The organism is Protofrankia sp. Cas8 (assembly GCF_963555845.1).
In the GTDB taxonomy this organism is placed as follows: domain Bacteria; phylum Actinomycetota; class Actinomycetes; order Frankiales; family Frankiaceae; genus Protofrankia.
The window spans coordinates 5,784-27,787 of the sequence record NZ_CAUVXI010000049.1 but is presented as its reverse complement, the minus strand read 5'-3'; the positions used below and the strand labels follow the sequence as shown (position 1 = coordinate 27,787).

Genomic DNA, 22,004 nt, shown 5'->3' with positions numbered 1-22,004 from the left:
ATGTGCTGACCGAGGGGCCGGAGACGACCGGTTTCGGGGCCAATACGTCGCTGGACAACCGTGGCGCGCTGTCGGTCGCCGCGATGACCAGTTTCGCCTCGTGCATGGGTGAATCCAGCGCCGGGTCGAAGGTGGAGCCGCTGGACTCGGCCAAGGGACCGTACTTCACCACGAGTGACAGCCAGGTCTTCATGGGATCCGTGGCGGCGGTCTATCCAGCCAACGTGATTGCGGGTGCCGTTCGAGTCGCCGCCGAGTCATCCTTCCCGTCCTGCGTCGGCCAGCTGCTCCAACGCGAGTACGCCAAGGCCGCTGACCTGCCCGCCAGCAGCACGTTCACGGTTGGGGCAGCGTCAGCCCGCAAGCCGCCCCCCGGCGTCAGCGCACTGACCAGGGTGAAGGCGACCATGACTCTGGACGGGCCGCCGATACCGATGACCTTCGATCTGATGTTCGTGTTCCACGGCCAGGTCCAGAGCTCCTTCGTCGTCGGCCGCGTGTTCGACGACCCCGACCAGGCCGTGGTGAACCGGGTCGCACGGCAGATCGTCCGGAAGATCGCCAGTCAGTAGTCGGTTCATGATCGTCAGATACTCCCCCGCCAGGCGACGGCCTGCGAACAATCATGTGACACCCACGCCATGCGCATCCACGGACGGACTACACGAACGCTACTTTCCGCGCCCGTGTGGCAACATGGTGCGATCGTTACCGATGAGGTGTGCTGTTTCGGTGCGTGCGGTGGGCAACTGGTAACGATCGGTAGACAGCGATCGTCAGGTGACAATGCGCCCACACGCACGAGTGATCCAGTGCACGAGCAGCCAGCGCACGAGTGACCAGCGCACGACCGACCAGGGCAGGACCGACCGGTGCGCAACCGACCTGGGGCACGACCGTCGCGATGGGAGTGGGGACTATTGGCACCGCAGGCCGCCGGGTGGAATGAGGGCTTATCGGATGTATGGTCATATTTTGCTCAGATCGTGCCAAAAATCGGGGCGTTCGCGTTCATCATGTTCGCTGGCGGCCTGGCCGTCCGCGCCGTCATCAGAATCATCAACCATCTCCTTGACCGCGCCGGCGCCGACAACCTGCTCGACCGGGGTGGGCTCACCCGCGCGCTCCGCCGGCCCGCCCACGAGCTGCGCGTCGGCGTGTTACGGCTGGTGTTCGCCGTTGCACTCCTTGCGCTCTTCCAGTTGGCCCTCGGCCTGTTCGGCACAAACCCCGTCAGCGACCTCGTCCGCGCCCTCACCATCCTGCTCGCGCACGCGATTCTCGCCTGTGCGGTGCTCGTACTCGGCGTCACCCTTGCATCGGCCGCCCGCGCCTTCGTCGGCGAGGCGCTGACCGGCCTTCACTACGCGAACACCGCAGCGACCACCACAACCGTGCTCATAATGATCGGATTTGGCAAGGCAGCCCTCGACGAACTCGGACTTGCCACCGCAGTGACAACCCCGATGCTCTATGCCCTGCTCACGACGGTCACCGGGGTGACGGTGGTCGGGGTGGGTGGTGGCCTGATTCGTCCGATGCAACGCCGCTGGGAGGAGGTTCTACGCCGTGGTGGCCCGGAGCTGACGACCGCCAGGTCCACCTGGCGGGACAACCGGGCTCGTGCCGCCGCCGAAGAGCCGGTGGTCGTCCCGGTGAGCGACCTCGTCGGCGCCCCGGCCGGTGACCCGGCCGGTGACCTGGCCGGTGATCTGGCCGGTGATCTGGCCGGTGATCTGGTCGGTGATCTGGTGACGGCGGGTCACGGCAACGGCGGGCAGACGGCGGACCCTGCGGATCCGATCCCCGAGCACGAACGGGACACGTCCACGGCAACCGGCGGATCAGGCCTCGACCCCGAGCCGGGGCAACCGTCGTGACAACCTGGCCGCAGGAGAACCTGACCTCGTAACGACATGACTTCGTAAAGATATGACATGGCAGTCACAGCTGGAACGATGCTCACACTCGGCAATCACGAACACCACGCCATCAGACCCAAGGACCACCCAAACCATCCGAGATCCCCACGACGCACCCATGCTCCTTGTGCGAACTGACGCACGCGAGGGATGTGGGTGAGGCACTCTGGGTACGACGGAGTGTCGCGACCAACGGCGGCGCCGGTCCCGTCGCTCCGCCATGCGGCGCGCTGGATTCGGCCTGCCGGACGGCCTGGGTCCCCAGGCCGTCCGCGGCCGCAGGCCACCTGCGCGGAGCGCGGGAAACGGGGGAGACATTTCGGTGGACATGCCATCAGACCTGGAGCGCTCCCGGTTGCTCCTTGTCTGGCTGCAGGCCCGTCGCGCGGTCGACCGCTGCCTGTCGGACCTTCTCGCCGCCGGACCAGCCGGTGAGCGTCGTGTCCGCGAGCAGCTCGAACTGGTCGACAACCTGGAGAACCGCGCTCAGGAGGCGTTTGTCCGCTACCGGCGCGCCGCCGCCGCGATCAGCCCGCGGCCAGAGCGTCCTGATGAGGCAGCCACGTCGGATACAGCCGACCTGACAGATGCAGGTGATGTCGAGGTAGCTGATATAGCCGGCATGGCCGATGTCATCGATATTACCGATGTCACCGATCCGGTAGACCGGACCGGCCCGACCGACCGACCCCGTCTCGGCGTGGTCAGGACAGACGGGCACGGGCCCGGCACTGACATCGTCCGGAGTCGAGCGAAAGATCACATGTCGGCGTCCACCCCAATGCCTGCGGCCACAACCCCAACGCCCGCCACAACCCCAACGACACTGCAGACACCGTCGGGATGCGGCCTGGGTAGCCAGGGCGCGGCACCGGAGTCAGGCGTCTTTTCGGCCCTGCCCGGATCCACCACGGGTCCCGCACCACACACCGGCCGGGATGGCGAGACGAGCGTCACCCGTGGCCTTCGCAGTCCACGAGGAGATCAACACCGACACCGATGACAGGCCCGTCTGGCGGGCGGGACAAAATCCGAGTGGTGCCATCCTCGCGTCGCCGCACCATGCTCAGCCTCATCACCGGGTTCGTACTTGTCCTGACCTGGTACCTGGCGGGGTGCGCCACCGTGAGCCGGTCTCACCGGACGCCGATCACGCCCGTGGCTGGCGCCGCCACCCCGACGATCGGACCGGACGCCTACGAACGGTCAGGGCGAACGCCGCAGCTGCGCCTCACCCTGCCGCCGGCCACATCCCCGCGGCCCTTTCCGCTCGTCGTCGCGCTGCACAGCCTTGCGAACGACGGTCGCGAGCCCCAGGCGAAGTGGGGCATCGATGCCCTGGCCGCCAGTGCCGGCGTCGCCGTGGCCTATCCCGATGGTCTGGACAAATCGTGGGACGCCGGCACCTGCTGCGGGCAGGCCGCCGCCGAGCATGTCGACGACGTCGGATGGCTGCGGGCCCTCATCTCCCATCTCGAACAGCACTATCCCATCGACCGTCACCGGGTGATTCTGGTCGGCTTCTCCAACGGTGGGATGCTCGCGTACCGCTACGCGTGTGAGCACCCGTCCGAAATCGCCGGCATCGCCGTGGTGGCAGCCAGTCGGCAGATCACAGGCTGCACACCGGCGGCCCCGATCGGTGTGGTGGCCGTGCACGGACAGCTCGATGAACGCGTTCCCTACGAAGGCACCGCCTGGTCCGATGTGCTGGGGGCATCGCTCACATCGGTCGAGGACAGCCTGAAGCCGTTCCGGGCCAGAGCCGGCTGCCCTTCGTCCCCGCAACCGGACGACAGCGTCAGAACCGACGCCGACGGGGTACCGACCGAGGATGCGGCCGGTGGCCAGGCGACGCCCACGCCCACGCCCACGCCCACAGCCCCCGCCACAGCCGCATCCCCGGCCGGCGGCCATTACTCGGCGACAAGAAAGGAGACGAGCTGCTCGTCCGACCAGCGGGTCGTGGAGTTCCTGCTTCCCGGTGTCGCCCATGGCTGGCCACCCAGCAGCGGTCCGGCACAGTTCAACACCGCAGAGGTGCTCTGGCGGCTGCTCGCGCCAATGCGGTCGCACCGAGCCGGACCCAACCTCTGAAACGCGTCGGTCAGGCCGGGGTGGACCGCGTCGGTCAGGCCGGGGTGAACGACGCCCGCAAGCTCGCCATCAGGGTCGTCGCGGTGTCCGCCTGTGCCGATGGCGACCGGGCGATCAGGACATAAACCGCGTCCCCGGCCGACAGTGCCCGCATCACGTAGGTGACTCGTTGCCCCTCGCGCAGGTAGGAGCCGACCAGCTCCTGGCTCGGTGCGGCGGTCGTGTCCGTGACCTGTCCGGACCTCTCCTGGGTGAACCCAGGCTGAGCGGCGAACTCGGAGTCCTGGACGGCCTTGAGCGCCGCCCGCTGATCCGTAGCCGCGACACGCGCGACTCCGATCATCCGAGGCCCGCCCGTCGCCGTCCCGGATCCCGATGCTGTTCCAGATCCCGATGCTGTTCCCGCCGGGGCCTCGATGAAAAAGACGGCGGTGTTGTCTCTGCGTTGATTCCACCCCGGCGGATGAGAGAACTTCGCCCGCTGCTTCGCGTCGGTGACGGCGACCCAGTCAGCCGGTACCGTCGCGGGGGCCGTTGTGGTGCCCGGGCCAGCGACGGGGCTTGCTGATGCCGACGGCCCCGCCGCGGCGGCCGTGCCGCTCGGCGCGGTAGCCGGCCGGGCCGCGGTGGCGGCCTTACCGGGATTGATCTTCTGCCAGACGAACCCGGCGCCACCCCCGACGGCGAAGGCGACCGCGAGAATCACCACCGCGTACAGCAGGCGCCGCAGCAGTGGCGTGCCTGCGACAGCGTTGCGGGGCTGTGCCCGGTGCGAACCGGTGTCCTCAATCGAGGATGGCGCGCTGCCATGGTCATCCCGACGTCGGCCACGCACGCGTTCGGACCGACCGCGGCCAGCCTGGTCGGGCGTGACCGAGCTCGCGGATCGCTCCGTCCTGACGGGCCGGTCCGCTCGATCCGCTCGATCCGCTCGATCCGCGCCCGGACGTCGGGCGCCGGTGCCGGCAGCGTCGGCGCGTGCTCGGGTGGTACGCGGCGGGGCGACTCCCTTCGGCCGGTCGGTAGCCTCGGTGGTCTCACGGGTCTCACGGGGGCGCCGTACACCGCCTGTACCGGCGGATCCGTCGTCCATCCCCGATTCCCGCACCGAGGCCCCCGCCGCAGCCCCCGCCGATCCCCTGGGGGGCGTCGAATCCGCGGGATGGCGTGGCATCGGCCCCGTGGACCCAGCGGATGGCTGTCCCCCGGCGCGGCCCTGGTAAGCCTGCTGCGCGGGGGGACGTCCGCCCACAGTCGTGGTATCCACATCGGGCGACGCGATCGGCGCGGCCCCGTTGCGCGGCATGTTCCCGCCACGGGCTTGCGGGTACCCCGGCCCGAAGTCCGCCGGCGGCTGTCCCGCGCCTGGGCCACCGGACCGGTAGCCCCCGGTGTCGGGTGGATAGGGCCGACCCTGGGGATGCCGGTCCCCGTGCTGGGGGTGGGACACCGCGGTCTGGTGCGGACCGGAAGTTGGCCCTGGCCCGCCAGGCCCGCCAGGCCCGCCTGGCCGTGGCGGCGCGGAACGGTAGGCCGGCGCGCCGCCACGGGAACCGGGATCGACCGGTGGTGGCCCTGAGGGCGCGGCCTGTGGGGCGTATCGGGTGTTCTCACCGTAGACGTCGGTCGGCGATCGACCGGCCGGCGGGTATCCGGGCGCGACCGGACCGTGGCCACGGGGCGCCGCCTCGGCGCGGTAACCGGCGTCGTTGCCGGGGCCAGCCGTCCGATCATTGCGAACGTATTCAGCCCGTGGCGCAGCGCCGTTGCCCGGGTGGGGACCAGGCGCGCGCGAGTCCGGCGCCGGATATCCGCCAGCCGGTGGGTAGGGATCCTGGGCCGGGGGCCTGTCCGGCCGCGGACGGGAACCGGCATCCCGATACGAACCAGGGTTCTGATATTGACCGGAATCCTGATATTGACCGGAGTCCTGGTACGGACCCTGGTACCGGTCCTGGTACGGCTCCTGGTTGCGGTGCGGGCCCGGGGGATAGCCGTCCCGACGGTCGGGAACCGCATGTGCCGGGGCCGCGCTTCCATCGGGGTATGCCGGCGATTCCGGCGTGCCATCCACGGCCCCTGGTCGACGCGGATTCGCTGCATCAGACCGTCGCACGCCGTCCGCCACCGACTGACCTCCCATCGCGGTCCGCACCAACCAAACGTCCCCATCGGTGTATCACGGCGTTGCGCTCGCGTTGCGCGCGCCCAGTTGACAACCACCAGAGTAAGAGATCCCGGCCGCGAGGGTTCCAGCGCATGTTGCGAAAGCCATCTGTCCAGCTCACAAGGCCCGGGCGCCGGTCCGCACGATTGAAGATCTACCACCCACTTAGGATTTGGGGACTCGACAGACACGCTCAAGCAACAGGCCGCCGACGACGAGCACCGCAGCGGCTCCGATTCCCAGACCGGCGGTGATCGTATCCGTGCCAGCGGTGAGGAACTCGTCCGAGCGTGGCAGCACGTAACCGAATACCGACGCCCACGCCCCCGCCAGCGCCGCACCGGCGAGGCTGCTGGCCTTGGCCATGGCCGCCAGCCGGGCGACGGTCAGCGGCAGGATCGGCCTCGTCCCCGGCCGCCCCTGCAACCGACGCCGGGTGATCGACGCGGTCTGCGCCTCCACCAATCCGACGATCACCAGCGACAGCGGTGCCGTGTGTGGGAATCGCGGTAGATTCTGATAATTGAAGATCATGAAAACGTAGGTGAACGCACCGGCCACCACAGCCGCCGCCACCAGGTCACGCGCCCGGGTCGGCTTCACCGGCGCAGACTCCACGGCGTTCGGTGGACCCCGGAGGCATCCAGCCCGGCCACCAGATCGGCTACCCGACCATGACCGGGCAGCACCGCGTCCGGATCGACGTCCAGCCATGGGACGCAGACGAACGCACGGGTGTGGGCACGCGGATGTGGGATGAGGATCTCCGGATCGTCACTGACCAGCTCGCCGCAGGCGATGACGTCGACATCCAGGGAACGCGGCCCCCACCGTACCGTCCGCACCCGCGATGCAGCCTCCTCGGCCGACCGCACGGCCGCCAGCAGGGCCCGCGCCGGCGCCGCGTGAACCAACACGACCGCGTTGAGATAATTGTCCTGGTCGGGTCCTCCGACGGGCGTGGTCTCGTACACCTCCGACATCGCCAGGGCGCGCAGCGCACGGACGGCGGCACGAAGCCGCGCAAGGCGGTCACCCAGGTTCGAGCCCAGCGCGAGAACCGCGGTCGGCGGCCCCGGCTGCGGTATCGGCCCGGTCACGCGGGCTGGTCCCGGGTCACGGTGACCGCGACGTCGGTGAACGGCAGTGGGATCGGCGCCGCGGGCTTGTGCACGGTCACCTGGACCCGGGCAACGCGGTGGTCGGCCAGACACGCGGTAGCCAGCCGGTGCGCAAGCGTCTCGATCAGATCCACCGGTTCGCCGGCCACGATCCCGGCCAGGGTCCGGGCCAGCGTCCCGTAGTCGACGGTGGCGGTGATGTCGTCGGTCCTGGCCGCCGGCCGGGTATCCACCCACAGAACGGCGTCCACGATGAACTCCTGACCCAGCGCGCGTTCGGCCGGCAGGACGCCATGGCAGCCGTGGACCCGCAGGCCGGTGAGGGCGATCCGGTCCGGCGCGGCGGCCAGCGGACCGTCGGCCCCGGGCCATCCCGCTCCCGGTGGTCCACCGGTCATGCCGCACCCGCCGGTGGACGTCCGGGCCCGCCCGGGTCAGAGCCGCCGGCTGCGGACCGAAGCCGGGCTGACCGGGTGCGCGCATCGTGCGGCTGCCAGGGGGCGCGGGCGCCCTGCCATGCCTGCACGACCCGGACGGCGTCCGCCGCCGCCCGCACCGCATGCACCCGTACCGCCCAGACCCCGGTGGCCGCCAGTAGCGCCGTTGTCGCCTGGGTGGCGTCGTCGCGGTCAGCTGCCGGCCGGGACCGACCGTCGGCGTCCGCGAGCAGGCTGCCGAGAAACGACTTACGCGACGTACCGACCAGCAGGGGCTGGTCCAGCGCGGCGAAGGCGCCCATGTGCGCGAGCAGGGCCCAGTTGTGCCTGGCCTTCTTCGCGAAGCCGATCCCCGGATCGATGATCACATTTTCCGGCGCGACACCGGCTGCGACTACGACTCCAAGGCGCTCACGCAGCTCGGCCACGACCTCGGACACGACGTCACCGTAGACCGCCCGCGTGGACATGTTCGCACTCGCACCCCTGGCATGCATCAATACGTAGGGAACACCCCGCTCGGCGGCGAGCGTCAGCAAATCGCGGTCGGCCGCGCCCGACACGTCATTTATGATCGCAGCACCGGCTGCCAGCGCGGCCTCGGCGACCGTCCGGCGAGTCGTGTCCACGCTGACGGCGACCCCTGCCGCGGCCAGCTCGGTCACAACCGGCAGCACCCTGCGCAGTTCCTCGTCCGGATCGACCCGGGCCGCACCCGGTCGGGTCGACTCACCGCCGACGTCAATGATGTCGGCGCCGTCGGCGGCCATCGCCAGCCCGGCCCGGACCGCTGCAGCGGCGGTCGAATAGGTACCCCCGTCGGAGAACGAATCCGGGGTCGCGTTGATCACGCCCATCACGCGGGTCCGGCCCACCGGCTCCAAGAGACTGTGACTGGCCTGCTCGGGCGTCATGGCTCCTCGATGATCAGCGTGGGGACACATCCGGACCGCCGACAGGATGATGATGTCGTCGGTAGGAGTACCGATAGACGGGTCGGAACCCGAGCGCGCCGTACAGCCGGCGGGCCGCGGCGCTGGTCTGTTCCACCTGCAGGTAGGCGCGCGACGCACCCGCGTCGGCAGCCCAGGTGACAAGCCCGGCAAGGACGGCACGCGCCGCCCCCCTGCCGCGCGCGCCCGGTACGGTCGCCATGCTGTAGACGCCGAGCCAGTCTCCGTCGAGGACCCCGCGGCCGACCGCGACCGGCACACCGTCGGCCACACACATGGCGTATTTCGCCGCCACCGTGAGATTCGCCAACACCTTGAGGGTGCCGGTGCGCTGGTCGGCAAAGGTTGACAGGACCCGCCCGGCAACGTCGAGCCAGGTGTCGGCGATGCCATCAAACATGATCATTTCAACGGGCGCGGCGGTGTCCAGCCGTTCGGCAAGGTCCGCCAGATCGGCGGTGCAGACATCGGTCGGACCTGTGTCGTCGAACCCGGCCGCGTCCAGCGCCTGGTGGATGCCGGCCGGCACTGACACCGGGGTGATCTGGATTGTCGGGCGAAGCCCTGCCGCGGCGTAGAAGCCGCGGACCTCGTCGAGCGCGACAGAAAGATCAGAGACGTCTCCACGAGCCCAGACCGAGTTGCCGCGCCGCGAAGAGCCAGCCGACGCCCGCAGCACCCAACCACCGACGTGGCGCTCACGCAACGGGGGCCACGCACGATGGGCAAGGCCCTCCAACTCACGGCTGAGGGCTACATCGACCTGATCGCCGACACCCGGCGCCGCCAGCGCATCACGTCCGGGGCTGCTTGCGGCAGGCTCGGCAACCCCGCCCTGCCGGCCGGCTGCCGTCCGCCGACTGCCGCCCGAAGACGGACCCGCACTGACCACACGTCTGAGGCTACCGGCCTGTGAACGACACTTTCTCGCTCGCCTCTCGCCGCTCGCCTCTCGCCGCTCGCCTCTCGCCGCTCGCCTCTCGCCGCCGCACCCGACGCCGCCACACCCGACGCCACGGATGCGCAACGGCGGTGGATTGATACCCTCGGAGAGCGTCACGGGAAGCAATGGGGATGCACCGGCCAGCACATCATGTACAAATAGCGCAATCAGCCCGCAGGCATCCACCGGACCGCGGGCGATCTGACTACTGGGCGCAAACTTTGTTACCTCGCCGTAACGACCATTCAACCCGACGGGAACACCGCAGCTCTACCGTTTTTTACGGTAACGTCAGTTGTACCACTGCCCGACAAAGGAGCCGGGCTCCTCCCTGAAGGGCATGGAACGAAAAGTGATGGTGAACCCGCCACGCGGTGCCGTTTTGGCAGGTGTATCCGGTGAGGCGACCCAGCCACACGAGGTGCTGGTCAAATGGACGTCGCTTCACGACTGTGAGTCGTTGAAAGGCCGCCCATGAGCAGACTGGTCACACTCGTCGCCGCTGTCGACGCCCAGCCTACGCTGGAACAGACGGATTCAATTCTTGCCGAGCTGGGTCAAATGCCCCGTAATCCCATTGTCACGGGTCTGATCGATGCTTTGCTGGAGTACCGGACACTCCTGGTGAGCCTGACACCATGATCTTCATGTCAACGAAGATCATGAATGCCACCGGCCGTGCGAAAAAGGCATGATCGCACGTCCTTTGGCCAGATACCGACGATCCGGCATGCCGCCGGCCGTGCGAAAAAGGCATGATCGCACGGCCTTTGGCCAGATACCGACGATCCGGCATGCCGCCGGCCGTGCGAAAAAGGCATGATCGCACGGCCTTTGGCCAGTTTGGAAAGTATGCTGGTACCTGAACCAGTCAGGTGGTCTCCTGATACTTGGTGGTGAGACCACCTGACTGGTCCATATTTCGCGCGAAGACAATCTCGCGCAGTCATGGCACCTGGCCGGCGGCCGTGCGATCATCGCTTCGCACGCCGCCGCGGGTGTCAGGACAGGTGGCGGTGTATCACCGCCACGACGGCGGGACTAGCGGCCGAACGGCTGGCCCTGCTGGCCCTGCTGCCCCTGCTGGCCCTGCTGCTGGCCAAAGCCGCCCTGGCCGCCGCCCTGCTGCTGGCCGCCGAACTGGCCGCCGACACCAGCGCCCGCGCCGACGAGCTCCTGCAGCCGGGTCTCGACGTAGCGCTCGCTGTGGTGAGTCTTGTCCGCGATCCGCTGAACGAGATCGTTGACGTCACGAGCCGCGTCGAGGTCCGCGGTGCCGACCTGTCCGAATTCATCGAGAAGTCGGTACCGGATCTGCTGCCAGTTCTGCCGCAGCTGCTGTTCGATTTGCTGCTGCTGCTGCTGCTGTGCCATCACGTTTTTTCCTCTCGCCGGGACTGACCGAACAAGAAGTGACCCTACTCCACTGGACGCTCACCCGGTCAACCCCGCCGGATAACTTCGTCCGTGTAATTTCGAAAAGTCTCCTTATCGCAAAATGAGGTCATGCCGCAAAAAGAGAAGTAATACTGAGGGAACGGGCACGTATCATCTGGTCCATAGAACTCGCCGCCGTCGGCCGGGAAGGCACCGATATATCCGGCGGCAGGCCTCCATCGGGCCACCGAGCGACGCCGGACGGCCACTTTCGGCACGCGCGACACGGTCCCACCGATGGATTCCGGGTCTGGTGACGGCGGGTGCGCCCGCCCGCGACTGCGCTATTCTGACCGACCCGGTGCCCGGGATTTCGACCCGGCGGCGACCGCGACAACGATAGTCGACGAATTCTCATGGGAGCCACGGCAACTCTTTTCTCCCGCCCGGACCGTCGCCTTTCGAGTCGACGACGAAGCAGAAAAACGCCAACGGGGAGAAGGCCTGCATGAATCGGTGTACCCATGCTTTCGGCGCGCTCGGGTACATGATTTTCCGGCTCATAGAACCCGTTCTTGTTCTTAGCACGCCCAGCAATAGGCACGCGGCGTCGCGGGGCCGGCCCCGCGGCCTACCCGGGTCGGCACCCAGGCCGTCTGGTTGGGCTTCCCTCGCCCGGCGGGACGAGACTGGGACGTCATGGGAACCCGACAGCCCTCGACGGGGAAGGGTGATGATCCACGGGCCAGGCCTCGGCCGCGGCTGTCAGCAGGGCTGTCGGCATCGGACCCGCCGACCCGTCCGCGATCGCCAGCTGCTGCGCGAGCCTGGTGGATCGCAGGGACCTGCGCGGGGCTGTTCGTCGTAGTCACGATCGTGGTAAAGACCCGCTGGGCGCCCCTTGCCCACGCGGACACCGACACGGCCGCGGACCTCAACGCCGTCGTGGCCACCCGGGGTTGGCTGATCGACGCCGCCGATGTCCTGAGCATCCTGATCGCCCCGTTCATCCTGAGAGTGGCCACCCTGGCCGTTGTGGTGGCATTGTGGACTCGAGTGCGCCCCGGGCGGGGTGGAAACGCCCGTGGTCTCGGCCGGCTCGATCCAGCCGGCCTCCGCTGGCTGACCCTGTTCATCGCAATCACCGTCGGGATCGGCGGAATCATCGGCAGTGCCGTCAAGGTACTGGTCAATCGGGCCCGCCCGTCCGTCGCGGCGCCGGTCGCCACAGCCCACGGGACGAGCTTCCCGTCCGGGCATGTGGTCGGAGTGACCGTCGCGGTGCTGGTGGGGCTGACCGCGCTGGCCGCGGTCCACGGGCGACGGCCACCGGTCGTCGTCTCAGCACCGACAGTGTTGATCATCGTGGCGGTCGGAGGTGCGCGTCTCGCCCTCGGTGTGCACTATCTGTCGGATGTCATCGGCGGCTGCCTGCTCGCGGTCGCCTGGACAGCGACCATGATTGCCGTATTCACCCGACGCATCTTCGAAGGATCTTCTTCGGACCTGTCTTAGAACCAGCTCCAATGGTCACCCTGTCGACGGTGCCGATCCCGCTGGACAAGGCCGACCAGCTCAACGACTCCGATATCGAACCCAACCTCCACACCGCCCGGACACGGCTGCCAACGGTGTTCCGATACGATGGCAACATCAGCCGCCAGATTCACATCCCGAACAGGACGACGGACCCTGTTCAATCGCGGGGAACAGCGGAAATCCTGGCTCGAAGAACTATCAGAAAACTGATAGGAGTCAGGAATACGGCAGCCAGCGGACGCTTTCGTCCGCATAACGCAGGCTCGCCAGGCGGACGGCGAACTGCGCTGCCACCCGCGGATTGCTCGCAAGAATCGGCACAACGCTGGTCACCAGCTTCAGTTCCCGCAGGGCCCGCAGGACCTCAAATCCCGACCAACGCGTCACATCGAAGCCGTACTCCGACGCAAGCACCGCGTGCTGTTCCGGCGGGTAACCGAAGCGCAGCTGCCCGACAGCCACCGGGATCAGGTCCCATTCGGTGGGTCCGTAGCAGGCGGAATCGAAGTCGCACATGACCACCCGTCCGTCGTGGCATCTGATCAGGTTGCCGAGATGGGCGTCGCCGTGGACGATACCCGCCGGGAGGTCGTACGTGACACCCTCGAGGGCGGCTTGGAGCCGGTCGGCCATCCGCCGGAGAAACGCGAGGTCAGCGTCGGTGAGGCCCTCCGCATCGGCAAGACGCCTGCGAACGTCGTCCAGCGGGTCCCATGGGGGTAACGCGGTGTCGGGTTGTGGTAGCGCGTGGATCCGCTGTAGAACTACAGCAAGATCGGACGCGGCCGGAGGGTCGCCGTTCACCACCCGTTCACCCGTGGTGGAGGCACGTGAAGCCGATACGTGCGCTGTCGAGCCGAGTGCTGAGGCGCCGCGTGTGGTGGCGGCGTGTGTGGTTGGCCCTCGAACGCCCAGCAGGGGCTGGTTCTCCTGAAAGTGGCGACCGGGCGGCTCGACCAGTCGCGGCTCGGCCTGAGCGTCGATCCACAATGTGGCCACGACGCTACCGAGGAGCAGCGGTGCCGGCAGACCCGGCGCAAGGCGCACCGCCGGCACTTCGTGTCGGGCCAGCCAGCGAGCGACTTGGACAACCTTGTGCGCGCGGTGCGCCATCGCCTGCGACCCGCAGATCCGGATGACCAGCCTGGCCCGCGGCAACCGGAACACCGCGTTGGCGGTAATCTTGATGACCTCGGCATCCCGGTCGTCCAACCCGACCGCCGCGCACATCTCGCGGAGAATCGACCATGCGTTCGCCACGGTGAAGCGACCATCGCACCCCGTGACTGCCATCCGACATCGCTCCGATCCTCATTCAACCCGGAGCGTCGTCAGGCCAGTTCCTCCGAACGTACCCACCTCGCTCCGCGCCCTTCCATGTCCTCATGACACACGGTCAGTGCTGCTGGTTCGTTATGCACGTTCAGCGACGGGCTCCACCGCTGGCCGATATCCACGGCTCTGAACGTCTACGGCCCTGACACGTCTACGGCCCTGACGTCCATGACGATGCCTTTTTCTCGCCCTCCCGCTGCCAGTCGCGTACGAACGCCGCCAGCTCCCGCACGTCGCGGACATCACCGTGCGTTCGGGTTATCGCCAGCAACTCATCGGCCCGATTCGACGCCGACGCCACCGTGCGTGCCCAGGAGATAGTGATCGCCTCGGTGGCCAGCGCGCAAACCCGGTCAAGCTCGAGCCGTCCCTGGCGGACCAGGGCCAATGCAAGATCCAGTCTGATCACCGAACGGAAACCCGGGGTGTTCATCGCGTCAAGCCGGGGCATGGCGATCTGTGCATGTTCCTCTGCGGCACGGGGCCGGCCAAGCAGGCACAACGCCGTGGTCGCGTTGTAGGAGACCTCCACCGGATGGAAGGTGTCAAAGCCCGGACCGGGAGATCCCCATTGTTCCACGGGAATCATGTCAGCAAGATCGTAGGCAGTATCCAGCGCCAGTGCGGCGCCACGGACGTCGCCGAGGGCCGCGAGTGCGCGGGCCTCCTGACAGACCAGGCGCGCCCGTACCGGACCGCCACTGACGTGGCGCAGCCCGTCCCGCGCGAGCTGCAGGGCAACCGCCGGACGCCCGCCGTAGAACTCGGCCACCGCCGCGATCTCACGGGCCGATCCCTGCAGAGGTCCGTCACCCGCCCACTGCCCGTCGGCGTATCCCTGGGCGGCCAGGGCTCGTGCCGCATCGGGCTCGCCCAGTTTGAACGCCGCATCAGCGTGCAGAACGGCAAGCCGACCAGCGATGATCCGCAACCGACGGGCGTCCGAGGCCTGCAGGGAACCGCGGGCCAGCCGGCCCAGACCGGAGCGTAGGCGAACGGCCTGTGTCGCCACCTGCGCGGGCGCCGTGTACTCGTGCGCGCGCAGCAAAGCGGCCAACCGCTCCTCGGCATGTGCAAGCGCAACCTGAAACGGCGTTGCACCACGCCCATCCACCACGTCCGCAAGCTGCCCATCGGTGAGGAAAACGCCGACGACGGTTGCCCCCGCATAGAGGTGAAACTGCCGCCGATCGGGCAGCGCCGATGTCCCGGCGATCGACATCGTGGGGATGTCGCGACGGTCGGCCCCCGTTACGGCGGAGCCGGCTTCGCCCGGCGATGACATCGGGGCGGGCAGGACATAGGAGTCCGGATGATCGTCTGGGGGGGTACGGGCGGCCGGAATCGACGCGGCCGGCATATCGGGCGGGCCTGGCTGGCCTACCTCCGCAGCCGCCGGCCAGAGGCTGGCCGAGCAAGCTGACGGGGACAGTTCGTCAGCGTGGGACATGACTACGCGCTCCCTGTGTCCTGTCGGCAAGGCCACAATGTGGCACTTTCCGTACCGATATGATCTCGTTCAGCAGCAAGAATGTGACTCAAGGTAACTCATGCGAAGCGCATCGCGGGATGCGCCAAGGGGAGAGAGCACGCTCAGACCACGACAGGCACGGAGAGTTTGCGGGTCGGCTCACGACGACCTGAGTTACCCCCGGCGGTATCGCGCTCGCAACGCAACCGTTGGACCGAATTCTTCAGGCGCGGGCGACGCTCCCACGCAGACCGGAAAGCCAGGCCGCCGCGTTGCGGAAGGCATCGTCCGACGTGCTGGACCGCATGATCGGAGCCTGTCCATCCGCACTCGGTCAGCTGCCGAGAAATCGGACCTCAGCGCAGATACGGTGCAGCGCCGAACGCGCCGAACGCGCCGAACGCGCCGAACGCGCCGGCCAGTGCGGCGTCGACCTGACGGACCGCGCCAAGAACGGCCGCTACGTTCGGTAATGGGTCGAGATCGACTTCATGAACGATCGGCAGAGTGAGCAACGCCGCATCGAAGAACGTGTCAGGAGGCCCGAGACAGGCCAGCCGGGTCGGTGCACTCATGCCCACGGCATCCCATCAAGGGTGGGTCTGATCGCGCGGGCCGGCCCAATCACCGCAGCGGGAGCGACCCGGACCGGATCAGCGCGTCTCACCTTGACGATCCTACGGCGTCGTGACGGACCGCATTGAAGGACCCCGATTCCAACCAGTCATCTACCGTCCGAATTATGATGAGCTGGACAGCCTAGCTCCCCGTATCGTCACGCAGCGCACGCGACACCCCCCGACACGGTCCAGATCCCGCTGAAAGCTCGCCCGGGACACCGTTCACCTCTTACCCACCGTGGCGGTGCTGGGCTGTGTAGAGGTCCCACAGTCGGTAGAGGTCGTCGTCGGCCGTCCCCGTCCACACCCGGCCGACGACGTTCTCCACGTCGATCAGCCAGATGGTGTCGTCGTCCCACCATCGCGGAGCCCATGCCTGGTCACCGAACCAGGCCGGCAACCAGGTCGGCAACCAGGTCGGATCGACCGGCGCATCGGCATTCCACCGGCCGAACAGCCAGCGCGCCCACGCTCGTCCTCATCCTTATACGGAGCCGTATACGGCCGATCTATTGCGGCACGTGCGTGCTATGTGGGCGGGTGGAACGTGAACCTGATTCCTTCCTGCACCAGGCAGCATAGGGTCGGGGGAATGGACACGGCCGATGTGCGGCTCCTGCTGGACGCCGTGGCCGCCGGCGCGGTCAGTCCGGACGAAGCCCTGAGCCGCCTCACCGCCGGCCCGCTCGGCGACGGCACCGGCTGGACCGACCTGGGGTACGCCCGTGTCGACACCCACCGCGGCCTGCGCACCGGCGACGCGGAAGTCGTCTACGCCGCCGGCAAGACGCCGGCACAAACGGTCGGCATCGTCGCCGAGCTGCGGCGGGTGGCCGGCCCCGGCCATCCGACGCTGGTGACCCGCGCGGACGCGGCCACCGTCGCGGCGCTGCTCCTCCAGTGGCCCGAGGAGCTGACCACGTCCAGTCCGCCGGGTCCGGGTCCGGGTCCGGGTCCGGGTCCGGGTCCGGAGTCCGGGCCTTCCACCCGGCTGTCCACGGTCGTCGTCGGCCCACTGCCACCGGCCCGGGGGCGGGTCGTCGTCGTTTGCGCGGGGACGTCGGACGCGCCGGTCGCCACTGAGGCCGCGCTGACCGCCCGCGCATCCGGAGCGGGCGTTGAGACGATCACGGACGTGGGGGTCGCCGGGCTGCACCGGGTGCTCGCGGTCCGCGACATCCTCGCCGCCGCGGATTGTCTGGTCGTCATCGCCGGCATGGAAGGTGCCCTGCCAAGCGTCGTCGGTGGGCTCGTTGGTACGCCGGTGGTCGCGGTCCCCACCAGCATCGGTTACGGCGCTTCCTTTGGCGGGCTTGCCGCTCTGCTCGGGATGCTCACATCCTGCGCACCCGGCATCGTTGTCTGCAATATCGACAACGGCTTCGGAGCGGGAATCTTCGCCGCCCGCATCGCCCGCCGAACAGCGCCCATATCCGCACCCGCGGCACCCGCGGATCGTCCGCCGATGGAGTAGGTCATTTGGGCCGTGATGGCGACGATTTCCACCTACTGGACTGCCCGCGGACACCCGGGCGTTAGGTAGTTTTCGTTGCTATAGCGACCGTTTTGACCTACCGCTTCGCTACCGTCGGCCGCGATCGGCTACAGGGGGCCGGGGCAGGGCGGGTCCGGGGCGCGTTCCGGCGACCCCGACCACCGGACGACAGTGGACGGGTGGACGACAGTGGACGGGTGACTGACGCCGGAACGCACCAAGCCAACAGCGCAGCAGCGATGCCGACCGGACCGACCGGGTCTTCGCCGCCCCGCCCGGCACGGGTCGGGTGGCTCGACCTGTCCAGCGGGGCGAGCGGGGACATGCTGCTTGGCGCAGTGAGCGGGGCGCTCGCAGGCACAGGTCAGCGGGCCGACGTGATCGCCGACGCGGTCGATGCGCTTGGACTTCCAGTCCGCCTGGATGTCACCGTGACCCGCCGGGCCGGCATTGCCGCCACTCGCGTCCACGTCACCACCAATGATGTGATCAGCAGTGGCGGTACGACGCATCCGGACGGACTGCAGAGGATCGGGGCACCCGGCGGTGAGCATCTCCGCCGTACCTGGGCGGACATCCGCCTGCTACTTGCCGGCGCACCGCTCGCCGCGACGGTCCGCGAGCGTGCCCTGGCCACCTTCGCGACGCTCGCCGAGGCTGAGGCGACCGTTCACGGAATCCGCGCCGACGACGTGCACTTTCACGAGGTCGGGGCACTGGACGCGCTCGCCGACGTGGTCGGTGTCTGCGCGGGGCTGGACGCGCTCGGCCTGGACCAGCTGGTCGCGTCCCCGATGGCGCTCGGCGGCGGCTCGGCCCGTACCGGACACGGTGTCCTGCCGATCCCCGGCCCTGCCGTCCTGGAACTCCTGCGGGCAAGCGGAATGCCGGCTCACGGTGGTCCCGTGGACCTGGAGCTGTGCACACCGACCGGAGCGGCGCTGGTGGCGACCCACGTGGGCGCCTATGGCCAGCTACCTGCGATGCGGGTGGAGTCGGTCGGTGTCGGCGCGGGCCAGCGCGACATCCCGGGCCGGCCCAACGTCGTCCGGCTGGTCGTCGGGGCCGCGCCACCCGCCGGGATGTCGGCCCACGGCGCATCAGAACGAGAGCAGTCGGTGTCCGCATACGCCGCCGCTCGCATCCCCCCGGCAACCGATGAACTACTGGTCGAAACCAACGTCGACGACCTCGACCCGCGGGCCTGGCCGGAGATTCTGGCGGCACTGCTGGCGGTAGGGGCGTCCGATGCCTGGCTGACGCCCATTCTGATGAAGAAGGGACGACCTGCGCACACGCTCTCCGTGCTGGTGGCGCCAGCGCGCGCGGACCCGGTCCGACAGATGATTTTTTTCCACACCCCCACCCTCGGTCTGCGCGAGACGCCCGTACACAAGCGGGCGCTTGACCGCACTTTCCGCCCGGTGAACGTCAGCGGCGAAACCATCGCCGTGAAGATTGGCATGCTCCCGGACGGTCAGGTGGTCACCGTGCAACCCGAGTGGGACGACGTGCGACGCGCCGCCGTCCGGCTGGACCGGCCGACCCGCTGGGTCCTGGCTGCCGCAGCGGCACTCGCCTCGGAAACATCATGGGCGCCGGATACGGACAGAACATACTTTACCCATCCCGGCCAGGGCACAGATGATGACAAGGTCGAGCCCGGCATGCAATCCTGAATCGCCGCGGTGGGCCGCCCTGGACGGACAGGTGGCGTTGAGCCCTGAACCGGTATCCGGCGAGGCCGTGACTGAGCGGGAGCATGAACGGAGACATCGACATCGACGCCCGAACGGACATGCCTGACGCCGATCGCGCTCCGGCGGAAGATCGCGGCGCAGGCCAGTCGATGCAGTCGCCGGCGCCTTCCCATCTTCCGCCGAGCTCGACCGAGCCGAACAACGACGACCCGTATTCCTCGTTCCAGGCCTGGCCCGCTCAGTTCCCACCACCGGTGCCACCGCCCGGTGGTGAGCGCACATTCGACCCGCTGACGAGCTCCTGGCCGGGCGCTTCGGGTGAACCGCCGGCCGTGCCACCGATCGCCCGGCCGTGGACCGAAAGGTCGACCTACGACCCGCTGTTCGACCGCGACCCGTTTCCCGGCGGTTACCGGGGTCCTGGCGGCTACTCAAGCCACGTCGCGCCGATTCCGCCCCCGCCGTCCGAACCTCGGCTGTCCGCCACTCCACTGCGGCACGAGGAACGCCCGAGCACCGACCAGAACGGCAACGGACGCACCACCGCACCACCAGCGGGATCCGCACCGCAGGCAGAATCCGCACCGGGCTTCCAGCGGTCCGGCTCCGAAAGCGCCACGCTCCGGCCGGCACCGCTTTACCCGGACGACTCCTACCCGCCGGCGTTCGACTCCACCGATCCGCTCGGCGTCTCCGCCGACGTCGCGGACACCGCGTTCGAGGTACCGCCACGCCCGCCGGTCTCGGCGGACTACCCGCCACCGCCACCGCCACCGCTGCAACCGTCACCCCAACCGTCACCGCCGCAACTGCAACCGTCACCCCAACCGCCACCGCTGCAACTGCCGCCGGCGGCCGAGCAGGCGCCGGATTCGTCCACGGCACCGATCGCAGCGGCGCCCGCCCCGGACCTGCCGCCCTACCGGAACAGCGGTCGTGCAGATGAGGGACAGCTCGGCGGTCCGCGTCCCGGCGCACCGCAACCGCCGGTGCCGTACCCGGGTGGCTCCTACCCGGATAATCCCTACCCCAGCACCGAGTACCCGGCGCCAGCACCGGAGATCCGGCCGTCCGGCCACGACGGGGCAGCCGACGTCACCCGTGCGCCCGGCAGACTCATGACCAGCGCGCTGCTGCCCGCCCAGCCGGACACCGCCTCCGGAGGCTGGCGAAAACTGGTCTTCAGGGCGTCCGGAGGAGCGATCAATCCTGGGCCGTCCGCCGACGAGGCCCGCCATCGGCGCCTGGTCGCGCACATCCGCACCCCCTTGTACGACTGCCACCGGGTCGCGGTCATGTCGCTCAAGGGCGGTGTCGGCAAGACCACCACGACCGTGGCCCTCGGGTCGACCCTGGCGAGTCTGCGTGGGGACCGCGTGGTGGCGATCGACGCGAACCCCGACCGCGGGACGCTCGGTGCCAAGGTACCGCGAACAACCACGAACACCGTGCGCGATCTACTCGACAATGCAGCCCCGCTACACCGTTATGTGGACGTTCGTCGGTACCTGTCACAGGCCGACAGCCGCCTGGAGGTGCTCGCGTCCGCGAACGATCCCGAGATCTCGCAGGCGTTCGCCGACACCGACTACCTTGCTGTCGACGACATCCTGCAGCGGCACTACTCGATCCTGCTGACCGACTGCGGCACCGGGATTCTGCACAGCGCCATGCCCGCGGTCCTCAAACTCGCCGACACACTGGTGATTGTCAGCAGTTCCAGCGCGGATGGCGGTTCGTCGGCCAGTGCCACGCTGGACTGGCTGGACGCACACGGGTACGCCGCCCAGGTGCGAGAGGCGGTGACGGTCATCTCGACATTCCCGGTGAATGGCGAGTCGGTGGATATGAACACGCTCGAACAGCATTTCGCCGCCCGTACCCGGCGAGTCGTTCAGGTACCCTACGATCCCCATCTCGCCATCGGCGGACGTATCACGTTGGAAGGGCTGAGAAAAGCGACGAGGCAGGCGTTTCTCGAAATCGCCGGTGCCGTCGCCGAACGGTTCGGTTCTCCCCTGACAGACGGGGATCCCGAGCGTTTCGGCGGGTTACCACCCGGGGTTTAGAGCCTGTCCGGGCACCACTCAGCGGGCCAGGGCGCCGGTCACGGCCCGGACGCCGGGGCGCCGCAGCTGCCTGGCCACTGTCGTACGGCCGTCCACGATCCGCCCGAACAGTCCGAAGGTACCGGGCATGCAGGTCAGCAACGCGTGCAGCAGCCCGGGATGGTGTGCATAAACCGCCTGTAGCTTGCGGCCGGCGTCCATTTCGGGGCCGAGCACCGCTTCAATGCGCCTGGGGTACTCCGCGAGCGCGGACAGATCACCGACAGCGGCTCGGGCCGCGGCCTCCCCCGCGAGACGCCCCGAGCGCAATGCGAACGAGATCCCCTCGCGCGTCCACGGGTCGAGCAGACCCGCCGCGTCGCCGGCGACCAGCACCCTGCCCCGGCGCAGTGGCGAACCCGCGGCCCGTACCCTCGTCAGATGCCCGGAGTCGTGCAACGGTGTCACCGAACCCAGACCGAGCCGGCGCACCAGATCGCCGTAGTAGGAACGCAGCGCATCGCCGTCTGCCCGCGAACCGATCACACCGACGGTGAGCACCTCGCTCTTTGGGAACAGCCAGGCGTATGAACCGGGGACCGGACCCCAGTCGAGCAGCATCCGGCCGCCCCAGCGCCGTGCGGTCGGTGCGCTCACCGGGAACTCACCTTCCAAGCCGACGTCCACTTGGTCACACCGGACGCCGACGTGGGCGCCCGTCCGCCCGGACGCGCCATCTGCGCCGACGACGACCCGGGCGCGTATCTCCCGCCCGCCCC

The 22,004-nt window shown here is 68.6% G+C and carries 20 protein-coding genes and 1 pseudogene; 8 read left to right on the top strand and 13 right to left on the bottom strand.

The features are described from left to right. Nucleotides 1-572, top strand: a 572-nt coding sequence (locus U9977_RS10050) for a hypothetical protein (protein WP_322748944.1), incomplete at its 5' end; no start/stop codon positions are given. A 300-nt stretch (nt 573-872) separates the two neighbouring features. Beyond that, entirely contained in the window at nt 873-1,880 is a 1,008-nt protein-coding gene (locus tag U9977_RS10045; protein ID WP_322748943.1) for a mechanosensitive ion channel family protein, read from the top strand. Between the two features lie 376 nt (nt 1,881-2,256). Here U9977_RS10045 and U9977_RS10040 read toward each other — a convergent pair whose 3' ends face one another. Next, entirely contained in the window at nt 2,257-2,685 is a 429-nt protein-coding gene (locus tag U9977_RS10040) for a hypothetical protein (protein WP_322748942.1), read from the bottom strand. 236 nt (nt 2,686-2,921) lie between these two features. Here U9977_RS10040 and U9977_RS10035 point away from each other — a divergent pair, with 236 nt between their 5' ends. Then, the gene (locus U9977_RS10035) at nt 2,922-4,019 is read left to right on the top strand and encodes an alpha/beta hydrolase family esterase (protein ID WP_322748941.1); all 1,098 of its coding nucleotides are present in this window, start codon (nt 2,922-2,924) and stop codon (nt 4,017-4,019) included. A gap of 34 nt (nt 4,020-4,053) precedes the next feature. On the opposite strand, the gene U9977_RS10030 is transcribed toward U9977_RS10035, so the two are convergent. The 6 genes from U9977_RS10030 to U9977_RS10005 form a co-directional block, all read right to left on the bottom strand. Continuing rightward, nucleotides 4,054-4,854, bottom strand: a complete 801-nt coding sequence (locus U9977_RS10030; RefSeq protein ID WP_322748940.1) for a hypothetical protein — start codon at nt 4,852-4,854, stop codon at nt 4,054-4,056. Between the two features lie 1,497 nt (nt 4,855-6,351). After that, nucleotides 6,352-6,789 (bottom strand): DUF3180 domain-containing protein, encoded by a 438-nt coding sequence (locus U9977_RS10025; protein WP_322748939.1) that lies wholly within the window; start codon nt 6,787-6,789, stop codon nt 6,352-6,354. Then, nucleotides 6,786-7,286, bottom strand: a complete 501-nt coding sequence (gene folK / locus U9977_RS10020; RefSeq protein WP_322748938.1) for a 2-amino-4-hydroxy-6-hydroxymethyldihydropteridine diphosphokinase — start codon at nt 7,284-7,286, stop codon at nt 6,786-6,788. Before folK ends, U9977_RS10025 begins: the two co-directional genes overlap by 4 nt. Continuing rightward, entirely contained in the window at nt 7,283-7,705 is a 423-nt protein-coding gene (folB, locus tag U9977_RS10015; protein ID WP_322748937.1) for a dihydroneopterin aldolase, read from the bottom strand. Before folB ends, folK begins: the two co-directional genes overlap by 4 nt. Continuing rightward, a complete protein-coding gene (gene folP / locus U9977_RS10010; RefSeq protein WP_322748936.1) occupies nt 7,702-8,658 on the bottom strand; it encodes a dihydropteroate synthase in 957 nt (318 codons plus the stop codon). Before folP ends, folB begins: the two co-directional genes overlap by 4 nt. 13 nt (nt 8,659-8,671) lie before the next feature. Continuing rightward, the gene (locus tag U9977_RS10005) at nt 8,672-9,589 is read right to left on the bottom strand and encodes a GNAT family N-acetyltransferase (RefSeq protein ID WP_322748935.1); all 918 of its coding nucleotides are present in this window, start codon (nt 9,587-9,589) and stop codon (nt 8,672-8,674) included. Nucleotides 9,590-10,114: 525 nt separating this feature from the next. Here U9977_RS10005 and U9977_RS10000 point away from each other — a divergent pair. Then, nucleotides 10,115-10,282 (top strand): hypothetical protein, encoded by a 168-nt coding sequence (locus U9977_RS10000; RefSeq protein ID WP_322748934.1) that lies wholly within the window; start codon nt 10,115-10,117, stop codon nt 10,280-10,282. Between the two features lie 399 nt (nt 10,283-10,681). Here the strand turns inward: U9977_RS10000 and U9977_RS09995 are convergent, their stop codons facing one another. Then, the gene (locus tag U9977_RS09995) at nt 10,682-11,014 is read right to left on the bottom strand and encodes a hypothetical protein (RefSeq protein WP_322748933.1); all 333 of its coding nucleotides are present in this window, start codon (nt 11,012-11,014) and stop codon (nt 10,682-10,684) included. An 879-nt stretch (nt 11,015-11,893) separates the two neighbouring features. Here U9977_RS09995 and U9977_RS09990 point away from each other — a divergent pair. Next, entirely contained in the window at nt 11,894-12,532 is a 639-nt protein-coding gene (locus U9977_RS09990; protein WP_322748932.1) for a phosphatase PAP2 family protein, read from the top strand. Nucleotides 12,533-12,772: 240 nt separating this feature from the next. On the opposite strand, the gene U9977_RS09985 is transcribed toward U9977_RS09990, so the two are convergent. The 4 genes from U9977_RS09985 to U9977_RS09970 all read right to left on the bottom strand — a co-directional run bounded on the left by U9977_RS09985 (nt 12,773) and on the right by U9977_RS09970 (nt 16,394). After that, a complete protein-coding gene (locus U9977_RS09985; RefSeq protein ID WP_322748931.1) occupies nt 12,773-13,849 on the bottom strand; it encodes an aminoglycoside phosphotransferase family protein in 1,077 nt (358 codons plus the stop codon). A 193-nt stretch (nt 13,850-14,042) separates the two neighbouring features. After that, the gene (locus U9977_RS09980; protein ID WP_322748948.1) at nt 14,043-15,251 is read right to left on the bottom strand and encodes a hypothetical protein; all 1,209 of its coding nucleotides are present in this window, start codon (nt 15,249-15,251) and stop codon (nt 14,043-14,045) included. A 467-nt stretch (nt 15,252-15,718) separates the two neighbouring features. Beyond that, on the bottom strand, nt 15,719-15,937 hold the full coding sequence (locus tag U9977_RS09975) for a hypothetical protein (RefSeq protein ID WP_322748930.1): 219 nt from the start codon (nt 15,935-15,937) through the stop codon (nt 15,719-15,721). Between the two features lie 274 nt (nt 15,938-16,211). Continuing rightward, the gene (locus U9977_RS09970; RefSeq protein WP_322748929.1) at nt 16,212-16,394 is read right to left on the bottom strand and encodes a hypothetical protein; all 183 of its coding nucleotides are present in this window, start codon (nt 16,392-16,394) and stop codon (nt 16,212-16,214) included. 180 nt (nt 16,395-16,574) lie between these two features. On the opposite strand from U9977_RS09970, the gene larB reads away from it, so the two are divergent. The 3 genes from larB (at nt 16,575) to U9977_RS09955 (ending at nt 21,246) form a co-directional block, all read left to right on the top strand. Beyond that, the gene (larB, locus tag U9977_RS09965) at nt 16,575-17,456 is read left to right on the top strand and encodes a nickel pincer cofactor biosynthesis protein LarB (protein ID WP_322748928.1); all 882 of its coding nucleotides are present in this window, start codon (nt 16,575-16,577) and stop codon (nt 17,454-17,456) included. A 260-nt stretch (nt 17,457-17,716) separates the two neighbouring features. Further along, nucleotides 17,717-19,156 (top strand): nickel pincer cofactor biosynthesis protein LarC, encoded by a 1,440-nt coding sequence (gene larC / locus U9977_RS09960; protein ID WP_322748927.1) that lies wholly within the window; start codon nt 17,717-17,719, stop codon nt 19,154-19,156. An 83-nt stretch (nt 19,157-19,239) separates the two neighbouring features. Further along, nucleotides 19,240-21,246, top strand: a complete 2,007-nt coding sequence (locus U9977_RS09955) for a MinD/ParA family ATP-binding protein (RefSeq protein WP_322748926.1) — start codon at nt 19,240-19,242, stop codon at nt 21,244-21,246. Nucleotides 21,247-21,264: 18 nt separating this feature from the next. On the opposite strand, the pseudogene U9977_RS09950 reads toward U9977_RS09955, so the two are convergent. After that, nucleotides 21,265-22,004, bottom strand: a pseudogene (locus U9977_RS09950) (geranylgeranyl reductase); the annotation flags it as partial.